Source organism: Rhodobacteraceae bacterium M385 (assembly GCA_025141835.1).
In the GTDB taxonomy this organism is placed as follows: Bacteria; Pseudomonadota; Alphaproteobacteria; order Rhodobacterales; family Rhodobacteraceae; genus Gymnodinialimonas.
On the sequence record CP081102.1, the window covers coordinates 965,390 to 985,684 of the forward strand.

Consider the following 20,295-nt stretch of genomic DNA (forward strand, 5'->3'; position numbering starts at 1 on the left):
CTGTAACGTTGTCTTGTGCTGCCAAGGCAGGCTTGACATTACAACACGTATTTACTTAACTTCGCAACAATTAACATGTTAAGGGTATCATGCCGCATTTCCAGATCGACTATTCCGCCAACCTCGACGGCACCGTGGATATGGCCGCCTTGTGTGAGGTGATCCGGGCCGAGGCTGCTACGATTGCGGCTTTTCCCTTGGCCGGCATCCGCGTCCGCGCCACGCGTGTCGATCACTATGCGATTGCCGATGGAAACCCGAAACATGGGTTCATTGATATTTCGGTCCGGTTGCGCGAAGGCCGCCCGGCGGAGGTGAAGCAAGATGCAATCACCCGAATTTTTGACGCTGCGAAGGCGGCTCTTGCGCCTGCGATGGCCTCTCATTCCATCGCTTTGTCGGCTGAGATGCGCGACATCGACGCCGCGCTGTCCCCCAAATGCGGCACGATCCGAGACCACCTGAAAGGCACCCCATGAGCAAGCTGGACGACAACATTGCGAAACTAAGCGGCTATCTGGCACGACTCCAAGACACCGGCATTCGCAACCGCATCGCGGGGGAAGATGTCGCCGGGGCGGGGGGCGTGTTCCAGACGATATCGCCCGTGGATAAAAGCGTGATCTGCGACGTGGCCCATGGCACGGCGTCTGATATCGACAAGGCCGCGCAGGCCGCCGCTGCCGCGTTTCCCGCTTGGCGCGACATGCCCGCGGCTGAGCGCAAGCGCATCCTGATCCGCGTGGCCGAGGCGATTGAAGCCCGTGCCGAGGAAATCGCGCTTTGTGAATGTTGGGACACGGGCCAAGCCTTCAAGTTCATGTCCAAAGCCGCCCTGCGTGGCGCCGAGAACTTCCGCTATTTCGCCGACCAAGTGGTGCAGGCTCGCGACGGGCAACACCTGAAATCGCCGACCTTGATGAACGTCACCAGCCGTGTGCCCATTGGCCCCGTGGGGGTCATCACCCCCTGGAATACGCCGTTCATGCTGTCTACCTGGAAGATTGCGCCAGCCCTCGCGGCGGGTTGCACGGTGGTTCACAAGCCGGCCGAAGCCTCGCCTCTGACAGCGCGCCTGTTGGTGGAGATCGCGGAGGAAGCTGGCCTGCCGCCCGGTGTGTTGAACACCGTCAACGGGTTCGGAGAAGAAGCGGGCAAAGCCCTGTGCGAACATCCGAAAATCCGCGCCATCGCCTTTGTGGGCGAAAGCCGGACGGGCAGCCTGATTACCAAACAGGGCGCAGACACGCTCAAGCGCAACCATCTGGAACTTGGCGGAAAGAACCCCGTCATCGTGTTCGAGGACGCCGATCTGGATCGGGCGCTGGATGCGGTGATCTTCATGATCTACTCGATCAACGGCGAACGCTGCACCTCGTCTTCCCGACTTCTTGTGCAAGAAAGCATCCGTGAGGAATTTGAGGCTAAGCTGGTCGAACGGGTCAACAACATTCGCGTGGGTCACCCGCTGGATCCTGCTACGGAAATCGGGCCTTTGATCAGCGAAGAACATTTCGCCAAAGTGACCAGCTACTTCGATATCGCCAAGCAAGACGGCGCAACCATCGCGGCGGGTGGTGAGGCGGAGGGCGAGGCGGGCTATTTCGTCAAACCGACTCTGTTCACCGGGGCCACCAACCAAATGCGTATCGCCCAGGAAGAGATATTTGGCCCCGTCCTCACCTCCATCCCCTTCACTACGGAAGATGAGGCCCTGCAAATCGCCAATGACACGCCCTATGGGTTGACGGGCTATGTATGGACCAACGACCTGACCCGCGCCCTGCGGTTCACCGATGCGCTGGAGGCGGGCATGATCTGGGTGAACTCGGAAAACGTGCGCCATTTGCCGACACCCTTTGGTGGTGTGAAAAACAGCGGTATTGGGCGTGACGGCGGCGATTGGTCGTTTGAATTCTATATGGAGCAAAAACACGTGGGATTTGCCCTGGGTCAACACAAGATCACCAGGTTGGGGGCGCTCTGATGCCCGTGCCTGCGCCAAATCTTTACCCTGATTTCAATACGATACGCCTCAGCCACCTGTGCCTGAATGTGTCCGATCTGTCGGCGTCCAAGGCGTTCTACGTCGATACCCTTGGCCTGCAAATCACCGATGAGGATGCGACCCACATCTACCTGCGCGCCATGGAGGAACGCGGGCATCACAGCGTGATTTTGCAGAAGTCCGACCAGCCCGGCACGGTTGAGGTCATGGGTTTCAAGACCTTCGATGACGCTGATCTCGACCGGGCCGAGGCGTATTTTCAGGCCAAAGGCCGCCCGACGGAATGGGTGAAACGCCCCTATCAAGGCCGCACGCTTCTGACCTCGGACAATATGGGCATCCCGCTGGAGTTCTATCATAAGATGGACCGTCTGCCTTCGATCCACCAGAAATACGCGCTCTATAATGGCGTGAAGCCCCTGCGGATCGACCACTTCAACTGCTTCTCTCCCGATGTGGATGCCTCGGTCGCGTTCTACTCGGACTTCGGCTTCCGCGTGACGGAATACACCGAGGACGCCGATAGCGGAAAGCTCTGGGCCGCGTGGATGCACCGGAAGGGCGGCGTCCATGATATGGCGTTCACCAATGGCACCGGGCCGCGCCTGCACCACATGGCCTTCTGGGTGCCGACGCCGCTGAATATCATCGACCTGCTCGATCTGATGGCCACCACCGGCTACGTTGGCAATATTGAACGGGGGCCGGGGCGGCACGGGATATCCAATGCCTTCTTCCTTTATGTTCTTGACCCAGACGGCCACAGGACCGAGATTTATTGCTCGGATTATCAGACGGTTGACCCGGATCTGGAACCGATAAAATGGGATCTGCAAGATCCTCAGCGCCAGACCCTTTGGGGTGCCCCGGCGCCGGAAAGCTGGTTCAAACACGGCTCACCCTTCGTGGGTGTGAACACATCGGCCAGCCAGATCAAGGCCAGCCCGATTATTGCCCCTTAGGAGACTACGACAATGGATTGGGACGAATACGCCCTTTGGGGCGGCAAGATTGCCGATTGGGGCGCGGCGTACCACAAGACCCTGCGCGATCGCCCCGTGCGGGCGCAAACCGCGCCCGGTGAAATTGCCGCACAACTCCCTTCTGCGCCGCCCGATGGGGCCGAGGGGTTGGACGCGGTCATGGCGGATTTTGAAACCATCGTGATGCCGGGCATGACCCATTGGCAGCACCCGCGTTTCTTCGCGTATTTCGCGGCCAATGCCTCCCCTCCGTCGATGTTGGCCGAGCAGTTGGTGAACACTGTTGCCGCGCAATGTATGCTTTGGCAAACCTCTCCCGCTGCCACAGAGGTGGAAGGCGTCATGGTCGATTGGTTGCGCCAAGCGCTTGATCTGCCATCGCAATACACAGGCGTTATCCAAGATAGCGCCTCGTCTGCGACCTTGTCGGCGGTGCTAACTATGCGCGAAAGGGCGACGGGCTACACAGGCAACCGCGAAGGGCTTTCGGAAAAGGGCGCGCTGCGGATCTATTGCTCAGAGCAAGTGCATTCTTCCATTGATCGGGCCGCTTGGGTGGCGGGGATCGGCCAAAACAATTTGGTGAAAATCTCCACCAAAGGTGCCCGTTTCGCGATGGATGCGGACGCGTTAGAGGCTGCTATTGCTGCCGATATTGAGGCTGGCCACACGCCCGCCGGCGTCATCGCGATCACTGGCGGCACGGGCGTCGGCGCCTGTGATGACTTGGGCGCGGTGCTTGCAGTGGCCAAGGCGCACGATCTTTACACGCACCTCGATGCTGCATGGGCGGGGTCTGCGATGATCTGCCCGGAGTTTCATGCAGATTTCTGGGATGGCGTGGCAGGCTACGACTCGATCGTGTTCAACCCGCACAAATGGCTTGGGGCGCAGTTCGATTGTTCGATACAGTTCCTGCTAGACCCGCAGCCGCAGCGTGACACCCTGAAGATAGAGCCGGAGTTTCTGAAGACCTCGGGCGATGCGGTCACGAACTACAGCGAATTGACGATCCCCTTGGGCCGCCGTTTCCGGGCGTTGAAGATCTGGTTCCTGATCCGTTGCTATGGCCTCGACGGTCTGCGCGCGCGCATCCGCAACCACGTCCTGTGGGCCGGGGAATTATGCGAGGCGATCCGGCAGATGGAAGGGTTCGAGATCACATCCGAGCCGATCCTAAGCCTCTTTTCCTTCCGTTGCCCCGGCAGTGACGCCGACCAGCAACGCCTTGTCGATGCACTGAACGACGATGGACGTATCTATCTGACCCAAGGTGCCTTTGAAGGCCGCAAGGTGATCCGCTTCCAAGTGGGCCAGTTCGACTGCACCCGCGATGATGTGATGCTAGCGCGCGATGTGATCGCAGATGTTTGGGAGACTATTCAATGAGATACGCGACATACTCCGCCGAGGGAGAAACCTTCTATGGGGCCGTGACGGACGCGGGCATGATCGCGCTCAGCCCCGATTTGCCGCAATTCGCCACGCTGTCCGACGTGATCCGGGCAGGCGCTCTGGATCAACTCGCGGGCCTGACAACCGGCAAATCCGTCACCCACACGGACGTCCAGTACGAGATGGTTCTGCCCGACGCCCGCCGTATCCTATGCGTGGGCGTGAACTTCCCCGACCGCAATGCAGAATATAAAGACGGCAGCGAGACGCCGAAATACATGTCCCTTTTTCCGCGTTTTGCCAGCGGCTTCACGGGCCACAATCGCCCCCTGATACGCCCCCCGGAAAACCATACGCTCGACTATGAGGGCGAGGTGGCGATTGTCATCGGCAAAGCGGGGCGGCGCATCAGCCAAGCGGACGCCTATGACCACATCGCCGCCCTGACGATCTGCAACGAAGGCACGATCCGCGACTGGGTGCGGCATGCGAAATTCAATGTGACGCAAGGCAAGAACTGGGATCGTTCCGCCGCGCTTGGCCCTTGGTTGGTGCCCTTCACCGGTGCCAGCCAGTTGGACGACGCCCGTATCATCACGCGGGTGAACGGCGAGGTGCGCCAGGACGACACGCTCAACCGGATGATGCACCCGATCCGGCGAGAGATCGAATATATCTCCACCTTCATGACGCTTCAGCCCGGCGATATCATCGTCACCGGCACCCCCACGGGGGCGGGCGCGCGGTTTGATCCGCCCCGATACCTTCAGCCCGGCGATGTGGTCGAGGTCGAGGTCAACACTATCGGCACCCTGCGCAACACGGTTGAGGATGAAGTCCTATGACCCCCGCAGATCACGCAAAAGCCGCCGAAGATCTTCTGCGGGCCGAGGCAACGGGCGAACAGATCGGCCTGCTGACGCTCCGCCACCCCGAGATGGAGATGGATGACGCCTACGCCGTTCAAAACGCCATCGCCAAGGCCAAGCTGTCGCAAGGACGGAAGGTGATTGGGTGGAAGATTGGGCTGACCTCTAAGGCGATGCAATATGCGCTGAACATCGACATTCCCGACAGCGGGATTTTGTTTGATGATATGGCGTTTGAGCATGGTTCCACAGTGCCTGCGGGGCGCTTTATCCAACCGCGGGTGGAGGCGGAAATTGCCTTTGTGATGAAGGCTCCCATTGGCGGCGCAGATGTCACACGGGACGCGGTTCTGGCGGCGACTGACTACGTTTCGCCGTCGCTCGAAATACTCGATACGCGGATCACGCGGGTAGATGCGGCCACGGGCACGACACGCAAGATTTTCGACACGATCAGCGATAACGCTGCCAATGCGGGCGTGGTTCTGGGGCCGCAAAGACACGCCCCCGACGCCCATGATCTGCGGTGGGTCGGCGCGATCACTTCGCGCAATGGCGAGGTTGAGGAAACCGGTCTTGGCGCAGGCGTACTGAACGATCCGGTGGAAAGTGTCGTTTGGCTCGCGCGACGCATGGCGCAATACGGGCAGAGCATCGAGCCGGGGCAAATCATCCTGTCAGGCAGCTTCATTCGCCCCGTGGAATGCCCGCCCGGCACGCAGATCAGCGCAGATTTCGGCGCTTTCGGGCAGGTCGACATTGCCTTTGCGGAAGCAGAGCATCCCTAGCTTCTGATATTGTTATACAATTTTCCCACTGTTTGCTCGCAGTTCCTGCGCCTTGCGTCGTGCAGGGGGCTGTCGCACTATAGAGCCTAAATGCGCACAGGTGGTGATAGCAATAATGCAAGGCGGCCAGTTAGCTCAAAGCATCTATCAGGCCGTTCTTGACGGCAGCGGCGATGCTGTCCAGTTGGCCGATTTCCCTCGCTATCTGCCCTTCTTACATTTGCCTCATCTGGTCGAAACCTTCGAGGGCCGCGTCTATTTGGAGACACCCGAAGATGTGCGGTACGTGTTTGATCGGCTGCTAGAGCATATGAGGGCGGTTGAGGGCGCAGTTAAACTCAAGCGAACATGCACAGTGGCCCAGTTTGCAGGGCCCAATGAGATCCAAGGTCTCCACGAGAGCCAACTGCTCGACAAGGCGGGAAATCCGCTGGAAAGTTACTCAGGCCTTTGCACCCTAAGTTGCATCGACGGGAAATGGCTGATGTCGTCCAGTCAATATGCCGAGGGGAAGGCGGTCTATCCGACATTACTTCTGCGCGAATTGCTGCAAAAGGGATGCCGGACAGACCCTGATCTGTAGTTCTCTACTGATCGTCGCCCTTGGCGGCCGCCGATGCGCCCCCTTGGCCCAATGCGACAGTTCCAAATGGCCCGCCGTGGACCATCTGCGATACATCTGTCGGATCGCCCGCGCCTTCATTGGCAAGGATTTCCTCGGCAAATTGCTCGGCGTTGTCTTGCGGCTTGTAGCCCAGAAACGCGGCCTTGGAGTTATCGACCGGGGCGCGGTCATTGTCGGACACGCCGTAGATCACGGCAAAGCCCGTGGTCGGCGTATCAACCGCCCGTTCTACCAAGCGTACCAGATCGCCGTCGCTTAACCATGTGCCCAAAGCGCGGGCGTTCTTGACCGGGGCGCAGGACAGGATACGCAGGTGCACGCTTTCGATCCCACGCTTTTCCCAATACATCCGGCCCAAATCTTCGGTGAAACATTTGGCGAGGCCATAGAACGTATCGGGGCGGTGCTCTGCGTCCGTTCCTATATAAGATTGGCGTGGGTGCATCCCCACAGCATGGATGGAAGACGCGTAGACGATCCGCCGCGCGCCCGCTTTCTGGGCACTTTCCCAGATGTTGTAAGAGCCGACGAAGTTGGGGCCGAGCAGTTCTTCAAACGGTCCCTCATCCACGATCGCGCCGAAATGTACGACCATCTCTACGTTGTCCATCAGCGCGGCAATTGCGCCGTAGTCAGCCAGATCGGCCTTCACGTAGGTTTCATTCGCGGCCAGCCCTTCGATGCTGTCCACGATGTCGGTGCTCACAAGGGTTTTGCACATCGCTGCCAGCGCGGGCCGAAGGATGGAACCGCAACGACCTGCGGCTCCGGTTAGGACGATTTTCTCAAGCATGTTTCTAGCCTCTTAGATAACGGCGGTCTCGGTGATCGGAGCATTGCGCAGAACCCTGTCGTAAGAGAACGCGCCCATGTCCAGCGTGCGGAATTCGCCGTGGGTCAGCCACTCGGCAGTGGCGCGGCCCATGGCAGGGGATTGTTGCAACCCGTGGCCCGAGAACCCGTTAAGGAAGATGAAATTCTCCACCTCTGGGTGCGGGCCGAGGATGGCGTTGTGGTCCAACGTGTTGACCGAATAATGCCCGGCCCATTCGGACTGTACCTTCACCGCCTCAAACGCCGGGATTCGGGTCGCAAGGATCGGCCAGACGTGGTTTTCCCAAAGGCTGTGATCCATGTGGAAGTCATCGTAATCAACTGCCGGATCAATCTCGGCATGGCCTCCGGCCTGATAGGTGCCGCCGCCGTTTTCGCGGCAATGCACGCCCGAAGGGTCAATGGTCAGCGGCAGGTCGCGGTCCAGCGGGGTTTCCGCCTTAAACACCCAAGAATAGCGCTTGCGTGGCTCGACCGGCACGTCAATCCCGGCCATCTGCGCGGTGCGTGCGGCGCGGGGGCCAGAGGCGTTAACCACGTGTCCACAGGCAATAACCTTGCCGGACTTCAGCGTCACGCTACTGATGCGCCCGCCATCGCGGGTCATGTCCACCACCTCGTTGGCGACATATTCAACGCCGCGTTCGCGGGCTTGGCGTTTCCACCAATCAAACACGGTCGCACCGTCCCAATAGCCCTCATCCACGGTATTGATGGAGCCGAGCACGATGTCATCGACGTTATAGAAAGGGTAGGCGGCCTTAATCTCATCGGCGCTCAGCAACCGCGTCGCAGCACCGGCCTTATGCTGCACCTTGATGTTTTTGCGCAGGACGTCCGCGAAGTCTTCCGTATCGGCCAGATAGAGGTAGCCGAAAGAGCGGATCGACAGTTCAGGGATGCGGTCATCATTTCCCATGCGGGCCCGGATATTCTTTACGAAATCGGCGGCAAACTGGCTGATGCGTACGTTGAGCTCGGTCGAGAACTGCTGCCGCATGCAGCTATTGGTGTGGGCAGTTGAACACAGCGCGTAACTAGGGTCGCGTTCGACCACCAGAACCGAGCCGTTAAAGTCTGGGTTCTCCGTTAGAAACCAAGCCGTTGACGACCCCATGATGGCGCCGCCTACGATCACCACATCGTAGCTTGCGCGCGTTGGTGTCGTGTCAAATGCCGCTTTCACCATATGCGTCCTCCTGAATGTTTGGGCCCTCTTGGGCACGCACTTTTGCGCACGCTTACGCGCCCGCGAGGCAAACGCAAGCTCTGTGACCGTCTGTAAGGTCGCAGTGGTTAACCAAGGTCGTTTCCGTCCTTCACAGCCTCCATCGACACATGGGTAGAGGTGGCCGTCACATGGGGCAGTCGGCTGATGACTTCGCCCAATACGCGGCGATAATCGGCGATGTCGGTGGAGCGCACCTTAAGCAGATAGTCAAAAGCCCCGGCGATCATGTGGCATTGCTCGATCTCGGGCACAGCGCGGGCGGCATCGTTAAAGGCGCGCAGGGCGGGCTCTCTCGTGTCGCTCAGGCGGACCTCGACGAAAGCGACATGGGCCAGCCCCAGTCGCTCGGGATCAAGGATCGCGCGGAAGCCCTGAATGTAGCCCTGTTCTTGCAAGCGCTTCATGCGGGTCTGACAGGGCGTTTTGGAAAGCCCCACGCGCGACGCCAGTTCTGTCACGGGGATACGACCGTCCGAGGCCAGCACCCGAAGGATTCGCATATCGGCTGGGTCAAGTTCACTGTCTTCTAGCGGAGGGAGAGGCATGTTGATTGATATCCACTGTGATTTAGGTCCGAAACTATATCATGCAAGCAATACTCGGGCAATTTGCCTTCATTGCATCTGCTACATGGGTTTATCAACCCTGCGCCGGAGTCTGCGTGCCATGTCCAATCTTTCTGCCTTCCGCCAAGCCATTTCCGCAGCCTACCTGGAAGACGACGCCAGCGCCTTGGCGCGTCTATCCAAGGCCCATCCGATCAGTAGCGACATCCGCCAAGCGGCCTCTGCACGGGCCACGCGCATGGTGGCTGACATCCGGGCCGAGGATCGCGGCGGGTTGATGGAGGTCTTCTTGGCCGAATATGGCCTTTCGACCGCGGAAGGTCTGGCCCTGATGCGTTTGGCCGAGGCGCTGTTGCGCGTGCCCGATGACGCCACCGTCGATGCGCTGATCGAAGACAAGATCGTGCCCGCCGAATGGTCTGGCCACCGCGGCAAGTCGAAATCAGGGTTGGTGAACGCCTCGACCCTCGCGTTGATGCTGACCGGTGCGGTTTTGTCCGACGAAGACGGCGCAGGCATCGCAGGTACGCTGAAAGGCGCGGTGAAACGCTTGGGAGAACCGGTCATTCGGGCCGCCACCCGCCGCGCGATGAAGGAGATGGGCAATCAGTTCGTTCTGGGCGAGACAATCGCCAGCGCCGTGAAGCGGGGCCGTGACCGCGCGGCCGAGGGCTATACCTTCAGCTATGATATGTTGGGCGAGGCCGCCGTTACAGCCGCAGAGGCCGACACCTTCCACGCCGCCTATGCCGATTCCATCGCCTATCTGGCCAAACACGCCACCCGCGATGATATCCGTGAAAACCCCGGTATTTCCGTCAAACTCTCGGCCCTTCACCCCCGCTATGAAGAAGCGCAGCGTGACCGTGTTCTGACCGAGCTGGTGCCCCGCGTGTTGCAGCTGGCCCAAGCCGCGAAGGCCGCCAAAATGGGGTTCAACATTGATGCGGAAGAGGCCGACAGGCTGGATATCTCGCTTGATGTGATCGAGGCGGTACTGTCCGATCCGTCCCTGTCCGGATGGGACGGTTTCGGCGTTGTGGTGCAAGCCTACGGCAAACGCAGCGCCCCGGTGATCGATTGGCTTTATGCCTTGGCCGAGGCCCACGACCGACGCATCATGGTGCGGCTGGTGAAAGGCGCGTATTGGGATACCGAGATCAAGCGTGCCCAAGTTGCGGGCCTTTCGGGCTTCCCCGTCTACTCTGCCAAAGCCGCCACCGATGTCAGCTATCTTAGCTGTGCGCGCCAGCTTTTGGAGCGCACCGACCGCATCTATCCGCAGTTCGCCACCCACAATGCCCATACCGTCGCCGCCGTGATCGAGATGGCCGACGACCCGCAAGCGTTTGAATTCCAACGCCTTCACGGCATGGGAGAGGCGCTCCATGACCAGGTGCATCGCGGCAATGGCTCTCGCTGTCGGATTTACGCGCCCGTGGGGGCGCACCGCGACCTGCTCGCCTATCTGGTGCGCCGCTTGCTGGAAAATGGCGCGAATTCGTCCTTCGTGCATAAGATAATGGATGAGGAAACGCCCCCTGAGGCGGTCGCCGAAGATCCCTTCATCACCCTCGATCGCCCCGCCACGCCGGTCACGCTGCCCGGTTCAATCTACGCGCCTGAGCGGGCGAACTCCCATGGCGTTGATTTGGCCGACCCAGCGACACTGGCCAAGCTGGACGCGGACCGCGCGCCATTCCGCGAGGCCACTTGGCAAGCGGGTACAGGAACGGGCGAGGTGCTGGACATCACCAACCCCGCCGACCCCAGTGACATTGTCGGCCAAGTGCGCCTGACCACGCCCGAAGACGCCGCCCAAGCCATCGCCGCCGCTGAACCGTGGGATGCCGCTAATCGGGCCGCGATCCTGAACAAGGCCGCTGACCTCTACGAGGCACACACGGCAGAGCTGTTCTCTCTGCTCGCCCGCGAGGCCGGCAAAACCCTTCCCGATTGCGAAGCAGAGCTTCGCGAAGCCGTTGATTTCCTGCGCTATTACGCGGCACGCATTGCCGATCTGAAAGACCCCGCTTTGGGCCGCATGACTTGCATCAGCCCGTGGAACTTCCCCTTGGCGATCTTCACCGGCCAAATCGCGGCGGCCCTTGCGGCGGGTAACGCGGTGCTGGCGAAACCGGCCGAGACTACGCCCCTCATCGCGGCCCGCGCCGTTGCTTTGCTGCACGAAGCGGGCGTTCCGAAGAACGCTCTGCAATTGCTGCCGGGCGAAGGCACGAGCGTGGGCGCGGCGCTCACCAGCAACCCGCTGATTGACGGCGTGGCCTTCACCGGCTCCACCGCGACGGCACAAGCGATCCACCGGGCGATGGCCGCAAACCTTGCGCCTTCCGCGCCGCTGATTGCGGAAACCGGGGGGCTGAATGCGATGATCGTGGACAGCACCGCGCTGCCGGAACAGGCGGTGAAGGACGTGGTCATGTCCGCCTTCCGCTCGGCCGGGCAACGCTGCTCTGCCCTGCGCTGCCTTTACGTGCAGGAAGACATCGCCCCCGCCTTCCTCAAGGCGCTTTACGGCGCGATGGATGAGCTTTCCTTGGGCAACGCTTGGCCGCTGGCCACCGATATTGGCCCCGTCATCGACGCCCGCGCTCAAGAAGGTATCGCCAAGCATATCGCAGCCGCGCGGGCCGAGGGGCGCGTCCTTCATGAAGGCACTGCGCCAAGCAAGGGCACCTTCATCGCGCCGACGGTTATCAAGGTCAGCGCAATCACCGATCTTGCCGAGGAAATCTTCGGCCCGGTGTTGCATGTCGCCACCTTCAAGGCCCGTGATCTGGACCGTGTGATCGACGAGATCAATGCCACGGGCTACGGGCTGACGTTTGGCATCCACTCGCGGATCGACGACCGGATTGCCGATGTCACGGGGCGGATCAAGGCGGGCAACCTCTATGTGAACCGCAACCAGATTGGTGCCATCGTGGGCAGCCAACCCTTTGGCGGACAAGGCCTTTCCGGCACCGGGCCAAAGGCCGGCGGGCCGTCCTATGTGCCGCGTTTCTGCCGTGCGCCTATGGGTGCGGGACGCGCGGGTGTGCCCGCGGATGTGGCGGCCGCAGCCCATGATACCCGCGTTGCGATGGCCGCAGAGCAGGTGCTTGCCACCGTCGATCTACCCGGCCCCACCGGCGAGGCGAACCGCCTGACAACCCACCCACGGGGACGCGTTCTCTGCCTAGGGCCGGGGGAAGATGCCGCCCGCGCTCAGGCCCAGTTTGCGACGTCAACGGGGTGTGCGCCGGTCATTGCGCCCGACCTCGCCCCCGGCGCTTTGGCGGAATTGCCAGCGTTTGATGCCGTGATCTACTGGGGCAGCGTGCCTGAAGCACAGCCATATCGGATCGCGCTGGCCGCGATGGATGGCCCAATCCTGCCGCTGATTATGGAGGCCGACCCGAAGCCGCGCCTCACGATTGAACGGCACACTTGCATCGACACCACAGCCGCGGGCGGTAACGCAGCGCTTCTGGCCGCTGTGGCCTGAGCCGCTATTGCTCCATCGCCGCGCCCCAAGCGGCAAGGAAGCTCTCGCGGTTCAAGCGGTCGAGGTAAACCATCAGGGCCGGTCCCAAGCGGATCGGCCCGAACGGCGAACTGTCAGCTTCGCCGCGCGTTTGCAGGGGCGGCAAAACCGGCTCGGCGGCGCTTTGGCCCATGCCCTCGCGCAAAAGCGCGTCCAGCATTGCGCCCGCCGCTGCCACTTCCGTCGCCGTGGCCGGGATCAGGGCCGTGCGCAGCATGACATTGGCGAAATCTTCCAACGGCAGCACAGAAAGCCCCTCCACCCGCGTTAACCTTTGCGCGGCGTAGGAGCCTAAGACATTGTACGCCAACGCCAATTCGCCGCTGGCCACGTCGTCGATCATCCGGCCCGAACAACAGTAAAGCCGTGTATCCAGCCGCCCCATTACTTCGGTCAATCGCCAATAAGCGTCCGATGATCGCGCTTCCTGGGTCGCGAAAAGGTAGCCAAGGCCCGAAACATGCAGGTCGTAGGTGCCTAAACGCCCCGCGAACCGGTCTGGGTTGTCGCGCAGAAGCGTCACCAGTTCGGCGCGGGTGCGTGGCAGGGGAAGACCATTGAATAGGGCGTCGTTGATGACGACCACGGCGGGTTCGGCGGTGAAGGCAAACAGCCTGTCATTCCAACGCGCCCAATCGGGCAAGGCTTGGGTCACACTGCTGGAATAGGTCTGCGCGATGCCGTCATTGGCGAGGGTGAATTGCAGGTCCATGGCCGAGGAGAGCACCAGATCAAACGCCGCACCGCCGCGCACCGCCCGGTGCACTTCAGCCGAGGAGGCGACGACATAGTCGATCCCCACCTGCGGGTTCTCGGCCTGAAATCGGGCCAAGAACGGCTCGAACACATCCAGATCAGCAGTGGAGATGACCCGTAGAACAGTGGGCCCCGTGCCGGGATACTCGCGTCGGTTCTCAATCTCGAAGTTCTGCGCCGCTGCCGCCCCGGCGAGGAGCGTAGCGAGGAGCAGCCCGGTCACCAACCGTTTCAAGACGCTGGTAAAATCAGCCAAACACATGCGCCGCCTCCCTCTGCTCTTCCCAATTCCAATCGCCCGCCGTGGGCGCGTAGCGCCTCTTCCGCGATGGTCAGCCCAAGGCCTGATCCCACGATCCCTTCCACCTTGTCGCCGCGCCTGAACCTTTCGGTCAGATGTGCCGCTGAACCGTCTCCAAACCCCGGCCCCTCATCGCTGACCGCAATCCGCGCCTCGTCCCCTTGTTGGCTCACGTCCACCCTTACGATGGTTTCGGCGGGCGAGTATTTGATCGCGTTGTCCAGCACGTTTCGCAGGGCATTTTGCAGCAAGATCGCATCCCCTTCGACCCTTCCCGCACTCAGGGTCAAGGCGATGTCGATGTCCTTCATCTCTGCCGTGGGCCGCAAAGTATCGGCCACGCCGCTGGCAAGGCTTGGCAAATCCACCCGTTCGCGGGCCAACGCGTCGGCGCGAAACGACACCATCGCGTGATCGAGCAATTGCGAGGCCGAGCGCGACGCGTCATCTACCGCTCGAATGACCCGCCGCAAGGTCTGCTTCTGGCCGTCTTCCTCCACCGAATGCAGGGCAATTTCGGCCTGCGTGCGCACAATCGCCAATGGCGTGCGGACCCGGTGCGCGGCTTCCGCGATAAAATCCTCGGACCGTCTCATCGACCCGCCAAGGCGCTCCATCAAGCGGTTGAGCGCTTGAACCAGCGGCATCAACTCGGGCGGGCCGCGTCTGCGCAAGGGGCGCAGGTCCGAGGGGCCACGCGTCGCCACGTTTTGCGCCATGGTGTTGAGAGGTAGCAGCGATGACCGCACCGCGATGGCCGACATTCCAACCGCGAGAAGGAACACAACCATCGACAAGACCGCCGCCTGCCGCGACAGGCCTGCCGCGATGCTTTGCACCCCGTCACGGGTTTGCGCCACGGTCACAACCACCGGAACCGCCTCGGCGTTGCTGAGGACCACCCGCATGACAGAGACTGCCCGCACCTGCGCCCCGCGGTAGTTGAGGGTGCGAAACTGGACATCTCCTGGCGCGACCTCTGGCCCCTCCAAATCCGCGTAGCCGGTCAAGACTTCCTCTCCGGTGGCGACCCGGTAGAACACCCGGTCCTCACTGATTGCGCCCAACATCGAGAAGGCGGCATAGGGCAGTTCCAGCCGTATTTGCCCCCCTTCCGAGCGTAGTGTTTCTGCAATCGAGGTGGCCGATGCCTCTAGCACGTTGTCTTGGGTGCGCCCCGCCGCCTCCCGCGCGAAAGAGGTCACCATGCCCCAGCTGATAAGCGCCAACAGCGCCACGATTGCCGCCAGAAACAGGGTCAGCTTGCGGGCGATGCTCCAACCGGGGCGCACGCCGCGCGCACGGGCAGATCCGCTCATGGTGTCATCCGGTAGCCCGCCCCACGGACCGTTTCGATCTTCACGCCAACGCCGTCCAACTTACGGCGCAGACGGCCCACATAGACCTCGATCGCGTTTTCCGTGACGTCGGCATCGTGGGAAAACAGCCGGTCCATAAGCTGCGATTTTGACAGGATGTGACCGGGGTTGCGGGCGAAAACCTCCAGCAGTCGGATCTCGCGGTTGCGCAGTTCCAGCAGCAGGTCGCCATTGCGCAACGTGCCCGCGGTGGGGTCGAAGATGGCATCACCCAGGGCGACCTCGTTCTTCGCAGCACCGCCCCTTCGGCGCAACACGGCGCGGCAGCGGGCCTCTAGCTCGCTGAAGTCGAAGGGCTTGGTGATGTAATCATCGGCCCCTTGGTCCAGCGCCCCCACCCGGTCGGAAATCTGGCTACGCGCGGTCAGCACGATGACCGGCGTTTGCAACCGGTCGCGCCAGCGGGCCAGCCTGTCGCGGCCATCGCCATCGGGCAGCATGACGTCGAGCAGAATCAGGTCATATTCCGCTACCGCCAAGCAATCTTCAGCTTCCGCCAAGGTGCCTGCATGGTCCACAGCATGGCCATCCAGCCCCAGTCGCTGCACGACGCTGTCGGCTAATTCTTCATTATCTTCAACGAGTAAGAACCGCATCCGTCCCGCATCCTCCCCATGTCAGGCTTCTGTCAGCTTCAAGTGACATGCTTAAGGAATGGGCGGCAGACGACCGCCTGTCAAATGGGAGGACTACCAATGAAATTTTCGCGTCGGGTCATGATGACCGCGGCCGCCGCAATGGTGGCAATGTCTGGTGCAGCGCAGGCCGATGGCCACCAAGTGCTAGACGAACTTCACTTCCTGATCCCCGGCGGTGCCGGTGGTGGTTGGGACGGCACAGCCCGTGGCACAGGCGAGGCGCTGACCGGCGCGGGCCTTGTCGGCTCTGCTTCCTATGAAAACATGTCCGGCGGCGGCGGCGGTGTGGCGATTGCCCACATGATCGAAAACGCCGACAGCATGGGCAACACGATGATGGTGAATTCCACCCCCATCGTAATCCGCTCTCTGACCGGTGTATTCCCGCAGAGCTTCCGCGACCTGACACTTGTGGCGGGCACCATCGGTGACTACGCCGCTTTGGTTGTGCCTGCGGACAGCGAATTGACCTCCATGGCTGACCTCGTGGCTGCCTATCAGACCGATGCAACCGCTTTCGCCATTGGCGGCGGTTCGGTTCCCGGCGGCATGGATCACCTTGTCGCGGCCATGGCGATGGAAGCGGCGGGCGAAGACCCCACCGGCTTCAACTACATCCCCTATGACGCAGGCGGCGCGGCGATGGCGGGCCTTCTGTCCGGCGAGATCCAAGCGCTTTCCACCGGCTTCTCCGAGGCTGTGACCCTGGCCGAGCAAGGCGAAGTGCGCATCCTCGGCGTGACCGCGCCCGAGCGTGTGGATGCCTATGCCGACGCGCCCACGATGATGGAGCAAGACATCGACGTTGAATTCGTCAACTGGCGCGGGTTCTTTGCCGCTCCGGGTCTGGACGATGAGACCGTTGCAAACATGCGCGCCGCAATCGCTGCGATGTATGACACGCCAGAATGGGAAACTGTTCGTGCGCAAAACGGTTGGGTCAACATCCACAACCCCGGCGACGAATTCGAGACGTTCTTGGAAAACCAGGAACAGCAAATCGGCGATCTGATGCGCACATTGGGCTTCCTCTAAGGAACAGCCTTGCTGCCGCGCCCTACGCGGCGGCCCCCGGGCCAAGGCCCGGTCTACTGGCAACGCGCCGCGTAGACCGGGCCTCGGCCCGGGACCACTTGAAAGAACATACTGGGAGGGGACACCATGGCGCTCGATCGCTGGATCGCGCTGATTTTTGTAGGCATGTGTTGTGCTTACGGCTACGCAGCTTTCTTCACGATGGACCATCTTTTGCCGCCGTTCATGCAGCGCAACCCGGTGTGGCCCTCTACGTTTCCGAAAATTCTGGCCATCGCGGGCATTCTCACCGGATTGGTGGTTGTGCTTGGCCTCGAGAAACAGGGCGAGGCGAAAGAGCCCTCTGCCACCGATATCAATTACCGCCGTTTGCAGGACTATAACACGGGTCAGGCCATCGGCTTGCTCGTCCTCATGGTGGTCTATGCTCTGGCGCTGCGCCCGGCCGGCTTCATCGCCGCCACCACGCTTTTCCTGATCGCCGGAAGCTTTGTTCTGGGCGAGCGGAAGTTCCACGTCATGATCCCCGTAGCGGGGCTTGCCACCTTTATCGTCTGGTATCTCGTGCAAGAGGTCCTTGGCATTTTCCTGCGGCCTTGGCCGTTCTTCTTGGCCTGAGGGGAGAAACGTTATGCTTGAAGGACTCATGATCGGCCTGCAAACGGCCATTAACCCTTTTAACCTCGGTATGGTCATTTTCGGCTGCATTATCGGCACCTTTATCGGCATGTTGCCGGGCTTGGGGCCGATGTCGATTATTGCGATCATGATCCCCGTGGCGATCACCTTGGGCGACCCGACCGCGGCGCTGATCTTGCTGGCGGGCGTGTATTACGGGGCCATCTTTGGCGGCTCGACATCGTCGATCCTTCTGAACGCGCCGGGGGTCGCGGGCACCGTTGCGACCAGTTTCGATGGCTATCCGATGGCCCGAAAAGGGCAAGCCGGCAAGGCGCTGACCATTGCCGCGATCTCTTCGTTCATGGGGGGGACCATCGGGGCGATCTTGCTGATGGTTTTTGCGCCCATGCTGTCTTCCGTGGCGTTGCTGTTTCACTCGGCCGAATATTTCGCGCTGATGGTCGTGGGCCTTTCTGCCATTGCTGCTTTCGCGGGCACAGGGCAGGTGGGCAAGGCTGTGATGATGACCCTTCTGGGCCTGATGATGGCGACGGTGGGCGAGGGCGCCTTGGCTGCCATGCCACGCTTCACCGCAGGCATCCTTGACCTGCAATCGGGCTTTTCCTTCATCACGCTGGCCATGGCGATGTTCGCTTTGCCTGAAGCGCTGTTTCTGGTGATGAACCCCATGCGGTCTTCCCAAGGGGGCGAGGCCGACAGCTCTGGCAAAATCGACAACCTGCGCATCAACCGGGCCGAGGCGCGGGCCATCGCGCCGGTCATTGGGCGCCAATCGATCCAGGGCTTTTTCATCGGCGTCTTGCCGGGGGCAGGGGCCACGATCGCCTCGTTCCTTGGCTACGCGGTGGAGCGTAACCTTGCCACGAAAGAGGAACAGGCAGAGTTCGGGAAGGGCTCCATCAAAGGGCTCGCCGCGCCGGAAACCGCCAATAACGCGGCCTGCACGGGCAGCTTCGTGCCTTTGCTGACCCTCGGCATCCCCGGTTCCGGCACCACCGCGATCCTTCTGGGCGCTTTGATTGCCCTGAACGTCACGCCGGGGCCGCGCCTGATGGTGGACGAGCCGCAGGTGTTCTGGGCCGTCATCATCTCGATGTATATCGGTAATCTGGTGTTGCTGGTGCTGAACCTGCCGCTGATCCCCTACATCGCGAAAATCCTTGCGATCCCCCGCAACTATCTGATCCCGTTCATTTTGTTCTTCACCCTGATGGGGGCCTACATTGGCCAGAATAACGCGACAGAGCTGTTGATCCTTGTGGGTTTCGGCGTGATTGCCACGATCCTTCGCTTCGCCGATTACCCGCTGGCACCGCTGTTGATCGGGTTCATTCTGGGCACGATGCTGGAAGATAACTTCTCTCGCTCCATGCAGCTCTACCAAGGCTTGGGCTTCATTCTGGAACGTCCCATGACCCTTGGCCTTCTGGTTCTGGCCGCATTCCTTGTGATGCTGCCGACCTTCCGTGCGGCGCGCGCCCGGAATCGGGCGAAGGGCGTGGCCGATGGCGACTAAGCCGCTATCGGGCATCCGTGTTCTCGACCTGACCAACGTGCTGGCAGGCCCCTTTGCCTGTCACCAACTGGCCCATCTGGGGGCCGAGGTCATCAAGGTCGAGAACCCCGATGGCGGAGATTTGGCCCGTAACCTTGGGGCATCTCCCGCGCTGTCGGCCAAAGGCATGGGGATCAGCTTTCTGGCGCAGAATGCCGGTAAGAAAAGCCTGACCCTGAACCTTAAACACGACGCGGGCAAAGAGGCGCTGAAGCGGCTGGTGCGAACGGCGGATGTGCTGGTGGAAAACTTCCGCCCCGGCGTCATGGCCCGTCTTGGCCTTGGGTATGAGACCCTGAGGGCGGAAAATCCGGCCCTGATCTACTGCGCGATTTCCGGCTATGGTCAGGACGGGCCCTGGGCCGCGAACCCGGCCTACGATCAGATCATCCAAGGGGCCTCGGGCGTGATGTCGATCACCGGCACGGGGGAGCCTACGCGCGTGGGCTATCCGCTCAGCGATACCGTGGGCGGGCTGACAGCAGCGATGGCGATTACCGCCGCGCTGAACGCGCAACCTCGGGGGAGTTTCATTGATGTCAGCATGTTAGAGTCAACGCTGGCAACCATGGGATGGGTCGTGTCGAACCACCTGATCGGCGGGGCCGTGCCCCAGGCCCATGGGAATGAGAACCCGACCTCGGCCCCTTCGGGGACCTTTCAGGCGCAGGACGCGCCGCTGAATATTGCCGCCAACAAGGACGCGCAATGGCAAGCACTCGCGCCACTCCTCGGTCGTGCCGACCTCCTCGAAGACGCGCGTTTCACGACGCGCGAGGATCGCAAAGCCAACCGCCACGCGCTGCGGGCAGAGTTGGAGGTGGCGTTGACCCGCAAACCGGCGGCCCATTGGGTGGAAGAACTCAACGCCCACGGTATTCCGGCTGGCCCGGTCCTGAGCGTGCCGGATATTCTGAACCATCCTCAGGTGGCAGATCGGGGTCTCGTCACCCATTTCGATACGGTGCCGGGCGTGGACCACGCCATTGATGTGGTTACCGCAGGTTTCCAACTGGACGGCACCCGCCCCTCCGTCGCTAACCCGCCCCCGCAATTGGGCCAGGATACCGCGGCGATCTTGGCGACGCTCGACTACTCAGCCGAGGAAATCTCCCTCATGGCCCGCGACGGCACCACCTAGAG

The 20,295-nt window shown here is 61.4% G+C and carries 18 protein-coding genes; 12 read left to right on the top strand and 6 right to left on the bottom strand.

Annotated elements, in window-relative coordinates; genetic code table 11:
- Positions 1–89 precede the first annotated feature (89 nt).
- From K3728_04745 to K3728_04775, 7 genes are all read left to right on the top strand, one after another.
- Positions 90–479 carry a 5-carboxymethyl-2-hydroxymuconate Delta-isomerase gene (locus K3728_04745; GenBank protein ID UWQ96544.1) on the top strand — a complete coding sequence of 130 codons (390 nt, stop codon included), beginning with the start codon at positions 90–92 and terminating at the stop codon, positions 477–479.
- Positions 476–1,987 (top strand): 5-carboxymethyl-2-hydroxymuconate semialdehyde dehydrogenase, encoded by a 1,512-nt coding sequence (gene hpaE, locus K3728_04750; protein ID UWQ96545.1) that lies wholly within the window; start codon positions 476–478, stop codon positions 1,985–1,987. The genes K3728_04745 and hpaE overlap by 4 nt, the downstream gene beginning before the upstream one ends.
- Positions 1,987–2,970, top strand: coding sequence for a 3,4-dihydroxyphenylacetate 2,3-dioxygenase (gene hpaD / locus K3728_04755; protein UWQ96546.1), 984 nt, complete (start codon positions 1,987–1,989; stop codon positions 2,968–2,970). The genes hpaE and hpaD overlap by 1 nt, the downstream gene beginning before the upstream one ends.
- A gap of 12 nt (positions 2,971–2,982) precedes the next feature.
- On the top strand, positions 2,983–4,380 hold the full coding sequence (locus tag K3728_04760; protein UWQ96547.1) for an aspartate aminotransferase family protein: 1,398 nt from the start codon (positions 2,983–2,985) through the stop codon (positions 4,378–4,380).
- Positions 4,377–5,231 (top strand): fumarylacetoacetate hydrolase family protein, encoded by an 855-nt coding sequence (locus K3728_04765; protein ID UWQ96548.1) that lies wholly within the window; start codon positions 4,377–4,379, stop codon positions 5,229–5,231. The genes K3728_04760 and K3728_04765 overlap by 4 nt, the downstream gene beginning before the upstream one ends.
- Positions 5,228–6,043 carry a 2-oxo-hepta-3-ene-1,7-dioic acid hydratase gene (gene hpaH / locus K3728_04770; GenBank protein ID UWQ96549.1) on the top strand — a complete coding sequence of 272 codons (816 nt, stop codon included), beginning with the start codon at positions 5,228–5,230 and terminating at the stop codon, positions 6,041–6,043. Before K3728_04765 ends, hpaH begins: the two co-directional genes overlap by 4 nt.
- Before the next feature lie 115 nt (positions 6,044–6,158).
- Positions 6,159–6,626 carry a hypothetical protein gene (locus K3728_04775; protein UWQ96550.1) on the top strand — a complete coding sequence of 156 codons (468 nt, stop codon included), beginning with the start codon at positions 6,159–6,161 and terminating at the stop codon, positions 6,624–6,626.
- Positions 6,627–6,630: 4 nt separating this feature from the next.
- On the opposite strand, the gene K3728_04780 is transcribed toward K3728_04775, so the two are convergent.
- The 3 genes from K3728_04780 to K3728_04790 all read right to left on the bottom strand — a co-directional run bounded on the left by K3728_04780 (position 6,631) and on the right by K3728_04790 (position 9,278).
- Complete coding sequence (locus K3728_04780; protein UWQ96551.1) at positions 6,631–7,461, bottom strand: NAD(P)-dependent oxidoreductase; 831 nt, start codon at positions 7,459–7,461, stop codon at positions 6,631–6,633.
- Positions 7,462–7,473: 12 nt separating this feature from the next.
- Positions 7,474–8,691, bottom strand: a complete 1,218-nt coding sequence (locus K3728_04785) for an FAD-binding oxidoreductase (protein ID UWQ96552.1) — start codon at positions 8,689–8,691, stop codon at positions 7,474–7,476.
- 107 nt (positions 8,692–8,798) lie between these two features.
- Positions 8,799–9,278: an Lrp/AsnC ligand binding domain-containing protein gene (locus tag K3728_04790; GenBank protein UWQ96553.1), complete on the bottom strand. Its 480-nt coding sequence runs from the start codon at positions 9,276–9,278 to the stop codon at positions 8,799–8,801.
- A gap of 121 nt (positions 9,279–9,399) precedes the next feature.
- On the opposite strand from K3728_04790, the gene putA reads away from it, so the two are divergent.
- Positions 9,400–12,807: a bifunctional proline dehydrogenase/L-glutamate gamma-semialdehyde dehydrogenase PutA gene (gene putA / locus K3728_04795; protein UWQ96554.1), complete on the top strand. Its 3,408-nt coding sequence runs from the start codon at positions 9,400–9,402 to the stop codon at positions 12,805–12,807.
- 4 nt (positions 12,808–12,811) lie between these two features.
- On the opposite strand, the gene K3728_04800 is transcribed toward putA, so the two are convergent.
- The 3 genes from K3728_04800 to K3728_04810 are packed head-to-tail and all read right to left on the bottom strand — an operon-like array spanning position 12,812 to position 15,878.
- A complete protein-coding gene (locus tag K3728_04800; GenBank protein UWQ96555.1) occupies positions 12,812–13,864 on the bottom strand; it encodes an ABC transporter substrate-binding protein in 1,053 nt (350 codons plus the stop codon).
- Positions 13,834–15,222: a sensor histidine kinase gene (locus tag K3728_04805; GenBank protein UWQ96556.1), complete on the bottom strand. Its 1,389-nt coding sequence runs from the start codon at positions 15,220–15,222 to the stop codon at positions 13,834–13,836. Before K3728_04805 ends, K3728_04800 begins: the two co-directional genes overlap by 31 nt.
- Positions 15,219–15,878: a response regulator transcription factor gene (locus K3728_04810; GenBank protein UWQ96557.1), complete on the bottom strand. Its 660-nt coding sequence runs from the start codon at positions 15,876–15,878 to the stop codon at positions 15,219–15,221. The genes K3728_04805 and K3728_04810 overlap by 4 nt, the downstream gene beginning before the upstream one ends.
- Before the next feature lie 99 nt (positions 15,879–15,977).
- Between K3728_04810 and K3728_04815 the strand changes: the two genes are divergently transcribed.
- From K3728_04815 to K3728_04830, 4 genes are all read left to right on the top strand, one after another.
- Positions 15,978–16,955 (top strand): tripartite tricarboxylate transporter substrate binding protein, encoded by a 978-nt coding sequence (locus K3728_04815; GenBank protein UWQ96558.1) that lies wholly within the window; start codon positions 15,978–15,980, stop codon positions 16,953–16,955.
- 126 nt (positions 16,956–17,081) lie between these two features.
- Positions 17,082–17,573: a tripartite tricarboxylate transporter TctB family protein gene (locus K3728_04820; GenBank protein UWQ96559.1), complete on the top strand. Its 492-nt coding sequence runs from the start codon at positions 17,082–17,084 to the stop codon at positions 17,571–17,573.
- Between the two features lie 13 nt (positions 17,574–17,586).
- Complete coding sequence (locus K3728_04825; protein ID UWQ96560.1) at positions 17,587–19,113, top strand: tripartite tricarboxylate transporter permease; 1,527 nt, start codon at positions 17,587–17,589, stop codon at positions 19,111–19,113.
- Complete coding sequence (locus K3728_04830) at positions 19,103–20,293, top strand: CoA transferase (GenBank protein UWQ96561.1); 1,191 nt, start codon at positions 19,103–19,105, stop codon at positions 20,291–20,293. Before K3728_04825 ends, K3728_04830 begins: the two co-directional genes overlap by 11 nt.
- Positions 20,294–20,295: the final 2 nt, after the last annotated feature.